This is a genomic window from Bariatricus sp. TF06-38A, assembly GCF_027690675.1.
GTDB lineage: Bacteria > Bacillota > Clostridia > Lachnospirales > Lachnospiraceae > Allocoprococcus > Allocoprococcus comes.
Genome location: NZ_JAQFCE010000001.1, coordinates 258667 through 273471 on the forward strand (window position 1 = coordinate 258667; position 14805 = coordinate 273471).

General features: G+C 43.7%; 11 protein-coding genes and 1 riboswitch. Of the genes, 10 read left to right on the forward strand and 1 reads right to left on the reverse strand.

Annotation, left to right across the window (positions count from 1 at the left end; all coding sequences use genetic code 11):
- The first annotated feature begins 42 nt into the window (after positions 1-42).
- A complete protein-coding gene (locus PG418_RS01270) occupies positions 43-1434 on the forward strand; it encodes a peptide MFS transporter (RefSeq protein ID WP_055157953.1) in 1392 nt (463 codons plus the stop codon).
- A 64-nt stretch (positions 1435-1498) separates the two neighbouring features.
- On the opposite strand, the gene PG418_RS01275 is transcribed toward PG418_RS01270, so the two are convergent.
- Positions 1499-2653, reverse strand: coding sequence for a double-cubane-cluster-containing anaerobic reductase (locus tag PG418_RS01275; RefSeq protein WP_055246529.1), 1155 nt, complete (start codon positions 2651-2653; stop codon positions 1499-1501).
- Positions 2654-2871: 218 nt separating this feature from the next.
- On the opposite strand from PG418_RS01275, the gene PG418_RS01280 reads away from it, so the two are divergent.
- From PG418_RS01280 to PG418_RS01320, 9 genes are all read left to right on the forward strand, one after another.
- A complete protein-coding gene (locus PG418_RS01280) occupies positions 2872-3558 on the forward strand; it encodes an ABC transporter ATP-binding protein (RefSeq protein WP_270202818.1) in 687 nt (228 codons plus the stop codon).
- Positions 3559-3709: 151 nt separating this feature from the next.
- A complete protein-coding gene (locus PG418_RS01285; RefSeq protein ID WP_008371815.1) occupies positions 3710-4048 on the forward strand; it encodes a cyclic-di-AMP receptor in 339 nt (112 codons plus the stop codon).
- 5 nt (positions 4049-4053) lie between these two features.
- Positions 4054-5112 carry a cobalt-precorrin 5A hydrolase gene (locus PG418_RS01290; protein ID WP_055261344.1) on the forward strand — a complete coding sequence of 353 codons (1059 nt, stop codon included), beginning with the start codon at positions 4054-4056 and terminating at the stop codon, positions 5110-5112.
- Positions 5109-5870, forward strand: a complete 762-nt coding sequence (cobK, locus tag PG418_RS01295) for a precorrin-6A reductase (RefSeq protein WP_055246534.1) — start codon at positions 5109-5111, stop codon at positions 5868-5870. The genes PG418_RS01290 and cobK overlap by 4 nt, the downstream gene beginning before the upstream one ends.
- A gap of 62 nt (positions 5871-5932) precedes the next feature.
- Positions 5933-6856, forward strand: a complete 924-nt coding sequence (locus PG418_RS01300; protein ID WP_055157991.1) for a LysR family transcriptional regulator — start codon at positions 5933-5935, stop codon at positions 6854-6856.
- 253 nt (positions 6857-7109) lie between these two features.
- Entirely contained in the window at positions 7110-7595 is a 486-nt protein-coding gene (locus PG418_RS01305; protein ID WP_022220742.1) for a complex I 24 kDa subunit family protein, read from the forward strand.
- Entirely contained in the window at positions 7585-9453 is a 1869-nt protein-coding gene (locus PG418_RS01310) for an NADH-quinone oxidoreductase subunit NuoF (protein ID WP_008371805.1), read from the forward strand. The genes PG418_RS01305 and PG418_RS01310 overlap by 11 nt, the downstream gene beginning before the upstream one ends.
- A gap of 12 nt (positions 9454-9465) precedes the next feature.
- On the forward strand, positions 9466-11166 hold the full coding sequence (locus PG418_RS01315; RefSeq protein ID WP_173685205.1) for a [FeFe] hydrogenase, group A: 1701 nt from the start codon (positions 9466-9468) through the stop codon (positions 11164-11166).
- Between the two features lie 295 nt (positions 11167-11461).
- A riboswitch (cobalamin riboswitch) is annotated at positions 11462-11656 on the forward strand.
- A gap of 276 nt (positions 11657-11932) precedes the next feature.
- Positions 11933-14779 (forward strand): putative sodium/potassium/calcium exchanger, encoded by a 2847-nt coding sequence (locus PG418_RS01320; protein ID WP_173689979.1) that lies wholly within the window; start codon positions 11933-11935, stop codon positions 14777-14779.
- Positions 14780-14805 lie beyond the last annotated feature (26 nt).

Consider the following 14805-nt stretch of genomic DNA (forward strand, 5'->3'; position numbering starts at 1 on the left):
CGATTGTCGACAGTCGCCAAAACAGAAAGGAAATAAAAAGTAATGGGAAAAGCACAGACTAATGAAAAACATCCAAAAGGCTTTTATGCCTGTTGTATCACATTTATGTTTGAACGCCTGGCATTTTACGGAGCAAAGCCAATCTTGCTTCTATTCCTGATCACTGCAACTTTACAGGGTGGTCTTGGTATTGAGCGAACAGATGCGGCAGTCATGGCAGCGAATCTGACAGCGTACACCTATATGGCACCGCTGATCGGAGGAATTATCTCTGACAGATGGCTGGGAGCGAGATATGCGATCTCTCTGGGATATATTATCATGGCAATCGGATATCTGGTAGGCTGGAAGGCAACAGGTCCGGGAATGGTCAATCTGATGATCATTCTTGTATCGATTGGAACCGGTCTTTTCAAAGGAAACTTAAACGCTCTGATCGGAAGACAATATCAGAACAAAGAGCTTCTGGATGCTGCATTTTCCATTCAGTATTCTTATGTAAATGTTGGGGCTTTCGTAGGTTCACTGCTTACCGGATTTTTGTATCTCCACTTATTTAAAAAAGGCGATGTGCTTGGATTCCGTCAGTGCTTCTTTGTGGCATCGATCTGGTGCATCGTTGGTCTGGCATGGTTTGTGCTGAACTGGAAAAACCTTCAGGGACAGGGTGTGAAACCATTCAAGTATCTTACGGATGAGAATGGAAATGTGATCGGGTCTAACGAAAAGAAAGAAGATGGGAAGAACGACAAGCAGCCGCTTACAAAATTGGAAAGAAACCGTATGATAGCGATCATTCTTGTATCGGCACTCTCTGTTATCTTCTGGCTGTTCTACTATCAGCAGGATCTTGCGCTTGTCATTTATATGACCGATTATGTGAAGATGAGTATTGGCTCTTTTGACATTCCGCCGTCATGGGTTACTACTACATGGAACGGACTTTTGTGTGTCGTTCTTGGTGGTGTGATGGCAGCCATCTGGAAGAAACTTGCCGAGCGTCCGCAGGGCGATATGAATATGTTTAAGAAAGTAGCACTTGGCTTCCTTTTTGTAGGACTTGCGTTTGGAGTAATGGTTGTTTGTGAACTGGTTCGCGGAGTTGGCGTAGATGCTTCTGTAAAAGCAAGCGTTTTCTGGCCATTCCTGTTTGTAACGGTTATTACAATCGGAGAGATGTGTTTCTCACCGCTGCGTAATGCATTTGTAAGTAAGTATGCGCCGAAGAAATATCTCTCACTTTTGATGGGGGTTATCGCAATTTCTACATTTGGCGCAAACAAGTTAAGCCCGTTTGTACAGGCATTTATTGAAAAATTTGATGTGTTCCCTGTATTTGTTGGAATCACAGTCATTATGTTAGTATTTACAGCACTTATCTTCTTGGCTAACAAGAAGCTGAACAGCCTTGTTGAAGGGAAAGAAGAAGCTTAAATGATTCTGCCAAAAAGAGAAAAAAGAAGTCCGGTGATCGAAGGAAAGATCACCGGATTTTCTTTTAACCGAGCATTTCGATAAATGCCCCGAGTCTTGTATTGATCTGTGCCTGGTCACCAGAAGAATAGTCTGTATTGATTGCAATATACGGAAGTCCTTTTTCTTTGGTGACAAAGGTGCGGATCGCATCGGACTCAATGGCAAAGGTATGACATGCCTGCAGAAGGACCTCAACGACACCATCTACCTGATATTCATCAATCTGGGCATCAAGCGCCTCGAGACGTCCCGGGTTCGGACTCATGACCGAACAGTTTACACGAAGATATTTTTCGGCGATTGCAGTGATTGGATCCTTTGTCTCATCAATCGGATCTTTTTTCTCACGTGGACCGCAACAGTTCTCAAAGCCGACAACATCTGCTCCGAGTTCTTCAATCTGGCGTACAATTTTGTCGATCACGCCGGTGGTCGGACATCCGGTAATGAGAACTCTCGGACGGGATGGTTTGCCTTTATATTCCTTTTCATAAAGCTCTTTAAGCTCAGCGGTACGGTGTTCCAGGTATTTGATTTTTTCTTCCAGATCAACCGTGAATTCGTTCGAGGAAATAACCGTGTTGATCTCATAACCGGTAATCGGAGTCGGTTTTAAGCGTCCAATCTCAAAGAAGTCAAGGACGGCCTTGCGTTCCCGGTTGCGAAGATGGATTGCTTTGCGGATCTGCTCATCTGTGATCCTTATGTGATAGAAATCCTCCAGATCTTCTTTGACGCTGATTACCTCCTGTTTCCAGAATTCCAGCGCACCGCGGCCTGTTTTTCCTGGCGGAAGCTGCATAATATGGCAGTGCTTAAGCTCGGACATCAGTTCATACATTTTCTTTTTTCCATCGCAGGTTGTCTCTGCGAGTACCATGTCCGAAAAATAGAAGAATGGACAGCGGTCAGCGAGGGCGGCACCGTAGCTTGCCTTGATCAGAGGACAAAGGTTCTGTGGCAGTCTGGTCTCTGCGATCGGGATATTGTCATCTCCGATCCCGCAAAGTACAACTGCAGCTGCGTCTGCAGCTTCAATCAGTTCCCATGGGGTGTAGGTACAGAAAACTCCGACAATTCTGCGCCCGGACTCCTTCAGCTCTTTCATTTTCAGAAAAGCATTCTTTCTTGCTTCCGGATAGGTTTCAAAATCTTCCGGTAATTTTAAATTGGTCATTTTCAGATCTCCTTTTTTATAAATGATAGTTTTATCATAAGTGTTTTTAAACGAGATGTATAATTGATATTTTTTATAAAGAAGGAAATTTAAAGATGTTTTCAATAGAAATTCTTAAGAATTCATGATGCCAGGAGGATAGCATTGTGATTGGATTCAAAATAAGGTATATTGAAAACAGGAACGTAAAGTAGAGCGAAAAGAAAAGGAGAACATTTATGGGGGCATTGATTCATATAGAAAATATGAAGAAAATCTACAATCCGGGTGAGAATGAAGTCCGTGCACTTGACGGGATCGATCTGGATATCGAAAAAGGAGACCTGGTTGCGATTGTGGGACATTCGGGCTCGGGAAAATCAACGCTGATGAATATGCTCGGCTGTCTGGATACACCGACTTCAGGCAAGTATGTTCTGGACGGGCAGGATGTGGCGAGTATGACAGATAATCAGCTTGCAGATGTGCGGAATAAAGAGATCGGTTTCATTTTCCAGGGATTCAACCTGATCAGTAATCTGGATGCAGTTGGAAACGTAGAGCTTCCGCTGGTATACCGCGGGGTGTCAAAAAATGAGAGAAAGCAACTTGCGATGGAAGCCCTGAAAAGTGTCGGTCTGGAAGACCGGATGAAGCATAAGCCGAATGAAATGTCCGGAGGACAGCAGCAGAGAGTTGCGGTGGCAAGAGCGGTTGCCGCAAAACCGCCGATCATTCTTGCCGATGAACCGACCGGCAATCTGGATACAAAATCAACACAGGAGATCATGGAAATCCTGAAAGAACTGCACAGGTCAGGAAGAACGGTTATTATCATCACACATGATGAAGAGATTGCCAGTCAGGCACACCGGGTGATCCGGATACTGGATGGCAGGATTGAAGAAGATTATTGTAATAGGTAATGCACAAAGTTAAAGTTCGTTTTGGATTTCAACTAATCTTTTAAAATCTTTTAAAATGCAACATTTTCGTTTACCTTTCCAGGTAAATGCGGTAAAATAAAAGAAAAAGGAATCTGGCATCAAAAGCCAGATAAGACAGGAGGGTTTTTGTATGAAGATGATTATGGCGATCCTGCATAAGGATGATGAACTGGAGACGATAGAGGAACTGAATATTGCCGGATACATGGTAACAAAGCTGGCTACAACTGGTGGATTTCTGAAGAAAAAGAGTACCACGATCATGGTTGTAGTGGATGATGAGAAGGTAGCAGAGGCACTGAAGATCATCAAGAAGAATTCTGGCGAAAGAAAGACGATCACTTATGCAAACCCGGCATTGATCTCAGGACAGAGCAGCATGAGCGCAGCACCGTCCGTTCCGATCAATGTGCAGGTAGGCGGAAGTACGATTTTTGTACTGAACGTGGAGCAGATGGAGAAATACTAAAGTTTATGGAAATTGTAATCTTGAGTTTTACAGATGCAGGTTGTCAGATGGCCTGTAAAGTCAGAGAGAATTTCATACAAAGCGGATACCGTGTCAAAGTGTATACTTTGACACGGTTTTGCAGATTATACGGATTTCATGCTTTTCCGGAAGATAAGAAAAGCTGGATAGGCAGCCTCTGGGGAGAGAAGGCTTTGTTTTTTATCGGGGCGGCAGGAATCGCAGTGCGGATGATCGCCCCTCACGTGAAGGACAAATTTACCGATTCGCCGGTTCTGGTGATGGATGAAAAAGGAAGCTATGTGATTCCGCTCCTGTCGGGACATGTGGGCGGAGCTGTAGAGCTTGCAAAGGAAATTGCGGAGAAAATAAATGCGCAGGCAGTACTTACTACAGCAACGGATGTAGAACAAAAGTTTGCAGTAGATGTATTTGCAAAAAGCAATGGTCTGGTACTGACAGACCGGAAAAAAGCAAAGGAGATCTCAGCTGTGGTTCTGGATGGGAATAAGATTGGACTTTACAGTGTATTTCCAATAGAAGGAAAGTTTCCGGAGGAATTAAAGCTATGTGAAACAGAAGAGTTTCTCAGAAACTATCCATATGGAATCCGGATTGCAGGAAGAAGTGGTGAAAGGCGGGAAGAAGAGACGATTCTGGATCTTCCGCCGAAGAACTTGGTGCTGGGAATCGGATGTCGCAAAGGGATTTCCGAAGAAGAAATCCAAAGCGCGGTCAATGAGGCAAAAAAGATCCTTGGATTTACAGAAAAGGAAGTCATTGAGATCGACAGTATTGATCTGAAAAAAGAAGAGGAGGGATTACTTTCTTATGCGGCAAAGTGGAAGCTTCCATTTTACACGTTTTCAGCAGAAGAGTTGGGAAAGGTTAAATGTGTCAGCTCCCATTCGGAGTTTGTCAGGAAGGTCACGGGTGTGGACAATGTATGTGAGCGGGCGGCGATCCTTGCAGCCGGAGAGGATGGCAGGCTTCTGATGCCGAAGCAGTGCATGAATCGGGTGACAATAGCAGTGGCAGAAAAGAAGGTAAGGATCAGAATATGAAGCGGATTTTAATATTTTCAGGGACAACAGAGGGAAGGCGGATTACGGAATTTCTGGATGGAAGAAATGTAAAAGTTTATGTCAGTGCCGCAACCGAATATGGAAAAGAATGTACCGGAGAGCATGAGAATGCGGAAGTCTTTTTTGGGCGTATGGATCAGAAGCAGATGACAGAGATGATAAAGGAAAAGCAGATCGATCTGGTGATCGATGCAACCCATCCATTCGCACAGCTTGTGACTGGGGAGATAAGGAGAGCCTGCGAAATCTCCGGTGTGCAGTATCTGCGTTGCCTGCGGGAGAAGATGGAAGCAGTGCCGGATGAAGCGGATCGGGTGATCTGGGCGCAGTCGGTTGAAGATGCGGTGGAATATCTGCAAAATACAGAAGGAAAGATCCTGATTACCACCGGAAGCAAGGAACTGATAAAATATACAAAGCTTACGGAGTATAAAGAGCGCTGCTTTGCGCGAGTCCTCTCTACGGAGCAGGCGGTTATGGAGTCGGTCGCGCTTGGCTTTGAAGGAAAGCATCTCATTGCAATGCAGGGACCATTTTCAAAGGAGATGAACGTGGCTACGATCCATCAGACAGGCGCAAAATATTTTGTGACCAAAGAATCGGGAAAAGCCGGAGGCTTTGGAGAAAAGGTACAGGCAGCAAAGGAAACAGGGGCAGTTCTTGTTGCGGTAGGAAGACCAAAAGAAACAGGGAGAACATTTTCAGAAGTCTGTAAATGGCTGGAAAAGAATCTGTAATAAAAGTTCAGAAAATAGTTATGGGGAGATAAAGTCAGAGATCAGAAAGGCAGATGGGGAAGATGAATCTGACAGATTTGCATTATGTAGTTGAAATCGATAAGAGTGGATCAATCTCAAAGGCGGCGAAGGAACTTTATGTGGCGCAGCCAAATCTTAGTAAAGCGATCAAGCATCTGGAGCGGGAATTTGGAATTTCTATCTTTGAGCGGTCGTCAAAGGGAGTTAAGGCGACAAGAGAAGGACAGAAATTTCTGGAGTATGCCAAAAGGATCATTTACGAAATAGAGGAAATGAAAAGGGACTGCAGTGATCTGGGGAAAGAAAATCTCTCATTTAAGATTACTGTTCCGAGGGCAAGTTACATTTCCAGTGCATTTGCAGAGTTTATCGGAATGCAGAGCAAGGAAACGGCGATCAAAGCAGAATTTCAGGAAAGCAGTTCTATGCATGCCATTGAAAATGTGTTGCAGAACGGGTATTCCATGGGAATCATCCGGTATCTGTGCGAGAATGAACCTTATTTTCAGTCGCTTCTTGATCTGAAAGGGCTGGATGCAGAACTTCTGGCAGAGCTTCCGTATGTGATCTTAACTTCTGCGGATGGAGATCTTGCAAAGAGGGAGTTAAAGATAAGAGAAGAACTGGAAGATGGTGTGGAAATCCTGCATGGGGACTGGAAACTTCCGACCGGAGAATACACCGAGCTGAGTGAGAATGGAGAGTCGCTTCATCCACATAATAAAATTTATATTTTTGAAAGGGGAAGCCAGTTTGATATTTTGCGGGAAGTAAAAAACAGTTATATGTGGGTATCGCCAGTACCGGAAAAATTAAGGAAAAACTACAATCTGGTGCAGAAGCATGCCGGATTTTCCAGACAGATGATCCGGGATGTGCTGATCTACAAAAAGGGTTATCAGAAAAAATTGTACGAAAGAGAATTTATTGGGCATTTAAAAGAAACAATCCGTGAAATGATGTAAATGAGAGCAGAATGATATATCGGACCAAGATATATCCATTCTGCTCTTTTTGTGTATTTGATGAGCTGGGTACACATTTATCCGTCTATTCATAAATACTAATACTTTTGATTCTTGTATTATTATATATTGGAAAATATATAGCTATCATATATGAAACGTATAAACGAAAACTATAGATATATGTTATAATGTCATAAAAATAATAGAATAATAAGAAGGAAATGTACAATATGACGAAGGAGGAAATGGAATGTTAGATGCATCTTATTATCAGAAAACGGATGAGATCATTGCCATGCATACAAGGGAGGAACGCTCATTGATACCAATCATTCAGGATATTCAGGAGGAATACCGTTATCTTCCACCGGAACTGCTTACCTATGTAGCAAAACAGATCGGGATTACAGAGGCAAAAGCGTACAGTGTGGCAAGCTTTTATGAGAATTTTTCATTTGAACCGAAAGGAAAGTATGTGATCAAGGTCTGTGACGGAACAGCCTGTCATGTGCGTAAATCCATTCCTATCCTGGAAGCGCTGTATAAAGAGCTGGGGTTAAATGAGCACAAGCATACATCAGACGATATGCTTTTTACAGTAGAGACTGTATCCTGTCTTGGAGCCTGTGGACTTGCACCTGCGATCACAGTTAATGATGAAGTACATCCGAAGATGTCACCGGAGAAGGTAATCAAACTTCTTGAAGAACTGAGAGGTGAAGAAAATGAAAATTGAAAACAGAACGGAACTGAAGGAATATCGTATTGAATGTCAGAAAAAACAATCGGCTGACTGCAGAGTACTGGTTTGCGGGGGAACCGGATGTCTGGCAAGTGGATCAGGCAAGATTTATGAAAAGTTAAAAGAACTGACAAAAGATCATACAGGGGTAGAAGTAAAGATCGGGGAAGAAATCGCACATACAAAGGTTATGAAGAGTGGATGTCATGGCTTCTGCGAGATGGGACCTCTGGTAAGAATTGAGCCATATAATTATTTATATATTAAAGTAAAACTGGAAGACTGCGAAGAGATTTATAACGAAACAATCCTGGGCGGCAGACCGGTAGAGCGACTTCTCTACAAGATGGATGGAGTGACCTATCCGTCACAGGAAGAGATTCCGTTCTACGCAAAGCAGACCAGACTGGTACTGAAGAATTGCGGACATATCGACGCAGAGCATATTGGGGGTGCACTTGCAGTCGGTGCTTATGCCGGAATCGAAAAGGCACTCTTTGAGATGACACCGGAAGCAGTGATCCAGACAATCTATGATTCGAATCTGCGTGGACGTGGAGGTGCTGGATTCCGCACCGGCAGAAAGTGGCAGCAGGTTGCTTCCCAGAAAGAAAAGATCCGCTATGTGGTCTGCAATGGTGATGAAGGTGATCCGGGTGCATTTATGGATCGAAGTATCATGGAAGGTGATCCGCACCGTATGATCGAGGGCATGATGATCGCAGCATATGCAGTACAGGCACAGGAAGGCTATATCTATGTACGTGCAGAATATCCGCTTGCGATTGAAAGACTGAAGACAGCGATCAGCCAGGCAGAGGCAATCGGACTTTTAGGAGACAACATTCTTGGGACCAATTTCAGTTTCCATTTACATATCAACCGTGGTGCAGGTGCATTCGTCTGTGGAGAAGGCAGCGCACTGACGGCATCCATTGAAGGAAAACGTGGAATGCCGAGAGTAAAACCGCCACGTACAGTAGAGCAGGGATTATGGGCAAGACCAACTGTTCTTAATAACGTAGAAACCTATGCCAATGTTCCGATGATCGTAACAAATGGTGCAGACTGGTTCAAAGGAATCGGTACACCAGAGAGTCCCGGAACGAAAGCATTTGCACTGACCGGTAATGTAAGAAATACAGGACTGATCGAAGTACCAATGGGAATTACATTGCGCGAAGTTATTTATGACATCGGCGGTGGAATCCAGAATGACAAGAAATTCAAAGCAGTACAGATCGGTGGTCCGTCCGGTGGATGTCTGACCGAGGATCAGCTGGACAGTAAGATGGACTTTGATTCACTGGCGAAGATCGGGGCAATGATCGGTTCGGGCGGTCTGGTTATCATGGACGAGGATACCTGTATGGTAGAGGTTGCCAGATTCTTCATGAGTTTTACACAGAGAGAAAGCTGTGGAAAATGTGTTCCTTGCCGTGAAGGTACAAAGAGAATGCTTGAAATCCTGGAGCGTATTGTAGCAGGAAACGGAAAACCGTCCGATATGGACGAGCTTCGTGAACTGGCAGATATGATTGAGAGTACGGCGCTTTGCGGACTTGGAAAGAGCGCACCGAAACCGGTTATCAGTACCATGAATGCATTTGAAGAGGAATATCTGGAACATATCAACGAGAAACGCTGCCGGACAGGTGTCTGTTCAAATCTGCGTAAATTCCAGATCGATCCGGAGATATGCAAGGGCTGCTCGAAGTGTGCAAGAAACTGTCCGGCAGGTGCAATTGAAGGCGTGCTGAAATCTCCTTATCATATCAATCAGGAGAAATGTATCAAGTGCGGAGCCTGCATGGAACAGTGTCCGTTTAAAGCAATTCATATCGAAAAATAGGAGGAATGAGTCATGGGATATATGACAATAGATGGAAGGAAGGTAGAGTTTACAGATGAGCCGAATGTACTTTCTGTCATCCGTAATGCAGATATAGATATACCGACACTCTGCTACCATTCAGAACTGTCTGTGTATGGAGCCTGTCGTTTGTGTACCGTAGAAGATGAGAGAGGAAAGACGTTTGCATCCTGTTCAGAACCGCCAAGAGATGGGATGGTCATTTACACGAATACTCCGCGTCTTATGAAATATCGTAAGATGATTCTGGAGCTTTTACTTGCTGCACATTGCAGAGACTGTACAACCTGTATCAAGAGTGGAGAATGTCAGCTTCAGGCGCTGGCACACCGTATGGGCGTCACAACCGTCCGATTTGAAAATACAAAAGAACAGTATCCACTGGATTTCAGTTCACCGTCAATCGTGCGTGACCCGAATAAATGTATTCTCTGTGGTGACTGTGTCCGTATGTGCGACAATGTACAGTCTGTTAATGCGATTGATTTTGCATACCGGGGAACAAAGGCTCTGGTAACACCGGCATTTAACAAAAAGATTGCAGAGACAGACTGCGTAAACTGTGGACAGTGCAGGGTTGTCTGTCCTACAGGTGCGATCAGTATCAATACCAATATCGAAGTGATCTGGGATTTTCTTGCAGATAAGAATACAAAGGTGATCGCACAGATCGCACCGGCAGTCCGGGTCGCAGTCGGCGATCAGTTCGGCCTTCCAAGAGGGGAAAATGTGATGGGAAAACTCGTCAATGTGTTGCACCGCCTTGGATTTGATGAAGTTTATGATACTTCTTATGGTGCAGACCTTACGGTGATCGAGGAATCTGAAGAGCTTCTTGAACGACTTGCATCCGGAGAAAATCTCCCATTATTTACATCCTGCTGTCCGGCATGGGTAAAATTCTGTGAGAACCGTTATCCGGATCTGGCAAAAAATCTGTCAACCTGCCGTTCACCGCAGCAGATGTTTGGTGCTGTGATCCGTGAATACTATAAGGATCCGGAAAAGAATGGTGGAAAGAGAATCGTTTCTGTATCGATCATGCCGTGTACTGCAAAGAAAGAAGAGATTTTAAGACCGGAATCTTCCACGAATGGAAGACAGGATATTGATTATGTACTGACTACAACAGAGCTGATTACAATGATCCGGAAATCCGGTATCCGCTTTGAAAATCTGGAGATCGAAGCATCCGATATGCCGTTTGGTATCGGATCTGGTGCAGGTGTGATCTTCGGAGTAACCGGTGGTGTGACAGAAGCCGTACTCAGGCGCCTTCGTGAAGGACATAACCGTGTGGAAATGGATAAGATCAAATTCAGTGGAGTACGTGGAGAAGAAGGACTGAAAGAAGTAGAGTTTGATTACAACGGACGTACTATCCATGCAGCTGTTGTCAGTGGACTTGGAAATGCAGATGCGCTGATGAAGAAGATCCAGAAGGGCGAGGTACATTACGACTTTGTTGAGGTTATGGCATGCAGGCGCGGATGTATCATGGGTGGCGGACAGCCAGTCCCGGCAGGTCCGAGAAGCAGGATAGCCAGAAGCAAAGGCCTGTATGATACCGATATCAATACGCAGATTAAGAAGTCGAATGAGAATCCGCTGATCCTGTCATTATATGATGAACTTCTGAAAGGAAAGACCCACGAATTACTTCATCGTAATTTTGAGGCAGCGAAAAAATAAAATTGTACGAAAAAGAGTATAAGACAATGCAGTCGTCGATCTGGCGGCTGCATTGTCTTATTTCAGAGTATTTCCATACATTCACTGGCACTTTTTTCTCATTTCGATCCCCTTCGCTTTCTATATATAAATGAAGTAGGTCATGAAATTATGATAAACATATAGTCATTAAGGTGTCGATTTTGAAACAAAAACTTCCGGGATTTTTAATGGAGAGTTTGGAAAAAATAGGGAAATAAACCAGGAAAGATGACTCTTGTCAAGAAGAAACATATCTGTTATAGTGAGTAAGAATAAATAAAGAAACTTTTTCAGTGCTAGGCAGAAGAATTTCTGGTCGGCTTAAAAGGGAATCAGGTGAAAGTCCTGAGCGATCCGGTCACTGTAAATGAGGAGCAAAGCGGCGGCAAGCCATTGCATAAAAATGTGAGAAGGTGCAGCTTTGTTAAGATCCATAAGCCAGGAGACCTGCTGAAAGAGAGTAAATTGCTTCCGATGAAAGCGCGTTTACATACACAAAGAAATGATATCTTGCTTCATACTGAGTATGAAAGCAAGATTTTTGTGCTGCCATATATACGGAAAAGAGTTCCTGTGGCAGAGGATGTAGGTGAAGTCTGCTTTCAGGAAAAAGGAAGCAGATTTTTTTTGCATACGATGAGCCAAGTGCAGATTTATGCTTGCACGAGGAACTGAATTTGGCGAATGTACATCATCGAGCTGTCAAGCGACAAAAGATCAGGACATCAGGAGGAAGAGTTGGATTATGAAGAGGAATTCAAAACAGTTTCTTGCACTTTTCATGGCAGTTGCAATGTCGGTTACACCGGTTTCTTATGCTTACGCTGAGGACAGTGCAGTGGCAGGAGTAGAAAATACAGAATCAGGTCAGCAGACCGTAGAAGTAACAGACGGAAAAATCGGTGCGGCAGACGCAGCAGGTCAGCCGGCTGAAGAAGTGACTGGACAGGAAGAAGAAACGACTGCCGGACAGGGAACGGACGAGAATCAGAAGAGTCAGGAAGAGCCGAAAGCAGAAGAAAATGCGGTAACAGGGAATGTAACTGAGGCAGAGAAAAAAGAAGCGGGCGAAGACGGAAAGAGCGAAGAGAAGGCTGCAGAGGAGCAGAAGGTTAAGTCGGAAGAAACGGCGGAAAATGCCGGGGAAGTGAAGACGCAGGAAGCGAAAAATGTTACCAGTGATTTTGCAATGTTTAAGGTTGGATCGTCTTCTGTTGTAAAAGAAAATGATCACCTGAAAGTTTCGATAAAAACAGAGAGTAAAACTTACAATAAAATTTATATTGGAAGTAAAGCTGATACAGTTGAACGGAAAGAAGAAAAGGCGATAGTTGGAACGGGAACAAGCAAAGGGTATTTATTTACGTTTGAACTTCCACTGTCAGCAGATGGAACGGATGTTGCCTTTGTACCACATAGCCAAGAGAACGGCTGGGAGAGTAGGAAAGCAGACGGAGATTACACGCTTCATATCTCATCGTCAGCAGAAAATAAAAAAGACGACACAGAAAATCCTGAACAGGGAGGCAATTCAGGAGAGAGCAAACCGGGTACCGGAAGTGGCGAAAACCAGAAACCGGAAAATGAGGACAAGAACGTACTGGATACTGGAAAGTATGTAGTAGATGTTGATGCAGCTTCAGCTAGTGGAATGTTTCGTGTAGTAAATTGCGTGCTGACATCTGTTGGTGGCAAGATGCAGGCAGATATTACACTTAGTGGAACGGGATACGATAAGTTATATATGGGAAGTAAGGAAGCTGCGGCAAGTGCTTCGGAAGATCAACTGATTGGGTATTCTGTAAATGCAGAAGGAAAATATGTATTTACAGTGCCAGTAGAAAGTATGGATACCGGAGTCCAGATTGCAGCACATGGATTCAATAGTGGTAACTGGTATGATCGTACATTAATATTCAAGACAGAAGGAATGACCAAATATGTTCAGGTAAGTGATGGCTCTTATAAAGCAAACGTAACTTCAAGTTCATCCATGTTTAAAGTTACGGATTGCATCTTAACATCAAAAAATGGGGAGATGACTGCAAAAATTACACTCAGTGGTACAGGATATGATTATCTGTATGTAGGAACAAGTGCAGAAGCAGCACTTGCAGATAAGTCCAAGTGGATTCCTTATGTTGTGGACAAAAATGGTATGTATACCTATACGATTCCGGTTTCTTTATTAGACACAGGAATTTCAGTGGCAGCATTTTCTCATAAAAAGCAAGTATGGTATGACCGTACCTTGACATTCGCCTCAGCAGGCATGAAGAATCTGAACAATAGCAATTCCACAAATGGAACTACTGGAAATAATGGCAACACCAACCAGGGAAATAACACCAGCCAGAACACCAACTTTGGAACTGGCACCACTTCCGGCAACACAGGCACAAACCAGACCCCGGACAAAGAATCCAAATATGAGGCAGATTTAAATGGTGGAACTGCCCGTGTAAACAGTGCAACAACACTTGCAGATGGTGTCTATACACCGGATAAATTTTCTTGGTCAGGCGGAACCGGAAAGGTCAGTATCAGTTGTACCAAGATTACCGTGACAGGCGGTCAGGCATATGCTACCATTGTATTTAGCAGTGGTTCTTATGGCTATGTAAAGGCGAATGGAAATACCTATTATCCGACAACAACCGGAAGTACGTCTACATTTGTCATTCCGGTAGAACTGAACAAGAACAATACGATCATTGGTATGACAACCAAGATGTCAACAGCGCATGAAATCAGCTATTCGATTTTCATTTACCTAAGTGCTGCAGCAAAAGCAGACGGAACTACAGTAAGTGGGGAGACCAATTTAAGTGCAGATACACTGGATGAGAAAGCGCCGGAAATCATGGGACTTTCTTATCAGTCTGAGACAAAGGTAGAGCATGCTAAGTACTTCAAGATCTATCATTATGATCAGGGAATCACTCTTTTAGAAATCGATCAGAGAAAAGATGAGGATACAAAAGAGACCAAGACAAAGGATACAAAAGAAGATACAGATTCCGGACTGACACCGGCACAGGAAGAAAAGCTTGCGCTTTACAAAGCAAAGATCGTCCGTTATCTGATCGTTCCGGAAGACGCAGAAATTCCGGCAGGTCTGGATAAAGAAATGATCGTGATCCAGAAGCCAAAGAAGTCTGCATATGTAGGTTCAGAGGAAGTACTGGAAATCCTGGATAAGCTGAATGCAACAGACCAGATTACATCAGTAGGGGTAAAACAGAAGAACTGTAAGGTAGAAGGCATTGCAAAAGCAATGAAAGCTAAGAAGATCATTTATGCAGGAACCTATAAGAAACCGGAAAATAAAAAACTGATGAAGAGTAAGTGTGATCTTGCAATCCTTTCCAATAAAATTCTTCCGGATGAAAAGAATGAGAAGAAAATGTCGGTAGAAGATCAGCAGAAGAGATACGAAGAGCTGGCAGAAAAATTTGTTCTTCTGGATGTTCCGATGATCGTTGACCGGTCAGCAGATGAGGAAAAGGATGATGCAAAAGCAGAGTGGAGCAAGGTTTACGAGGCAATTTTCGCGCAGACAGACAGTACAGATTCTTCTGCAAAAAACTAGGTAGATTCTTTTTTGGATACAGAGGT

Excerpts from the sequence above, each read along its gene's own strand:
- PG418_RS01270 (WP_055157953.1), top strand. The coding sequence starts at position 43 with ATGGGAAAAGCACAGACTAATGAAAAACATCCAAAAGGCTTTTATGCC.
- PG418_RS01275 (WP_055246529.1), bottom strand. The coding sequence starts at position 2,653 with ATGACCAATTTAAAATTACCGGAAGATTTTGAAACCTATCCGGAAGCA.
- PG418_RS01280 (WP_270202818.1), top strand. The coding sequence starts at position 2,872 with ATGGGGGCATTGATTCATATAGAAAATATGAAGAAAATCTACAATCCG.
- PG418_RS01285 (WP_008371815.1), top strand. The coding sequence starts at position 3,710 with ATGAAGATGATTATGGCGATCCTGCATAAGGATGATGAACTGGAGACG.
- PG418_RS01290 (WP_055261344.1), top strand. The coding sequence starts at position 4,054 with ATGGAAATTGTAATCTTGAGTTTTACAGATGCAGGTTGTCAGATGGCC.
- cobK (WP_055246534.1), top strand. The coding sequence starts at position 5,109 with ATGAAGCGGATTTTAATATTTTCAGGGACAACAGAGGGAAGGCGGATT.
- PG418_RS01300 (WP_055157991.1), top strand. The coding sequence starts at position 5,933 with ATGAATCTGACAGATTTGCATTATGTAGTTGAAATCGATAAGAGTGGA.
- PG418_RS01305 (WP_022220742.1), top strand. The coding sequence starts at position 7,110 with ATGTTAGATGCATCTTATTATCAGAAAACGGATGAGATCATTGCCATG.
- PG418_RS01310 (WP_008371805.1), top strand. The coding sequence starts at position 7,585 with ATGAAAATTGAAAACAGAACGGAACTGAAGGAATATCGTATTGAATGT.
- PG418_RS01315 (WP_173685205.1), top strand. The coding sequence starts at position 9,466 with ATGGGATATATGACAATAGATGGAAGGAAGGTAGAGTTTACAGATGAG.
- PG418_RS01320 (WP_173689979.1), top strand. The coding sequence starts at position 11,933 with ATGAAGAGGAATTCAAAACAGTTTCTTGCACTTTTCATGGCAGTTGCA.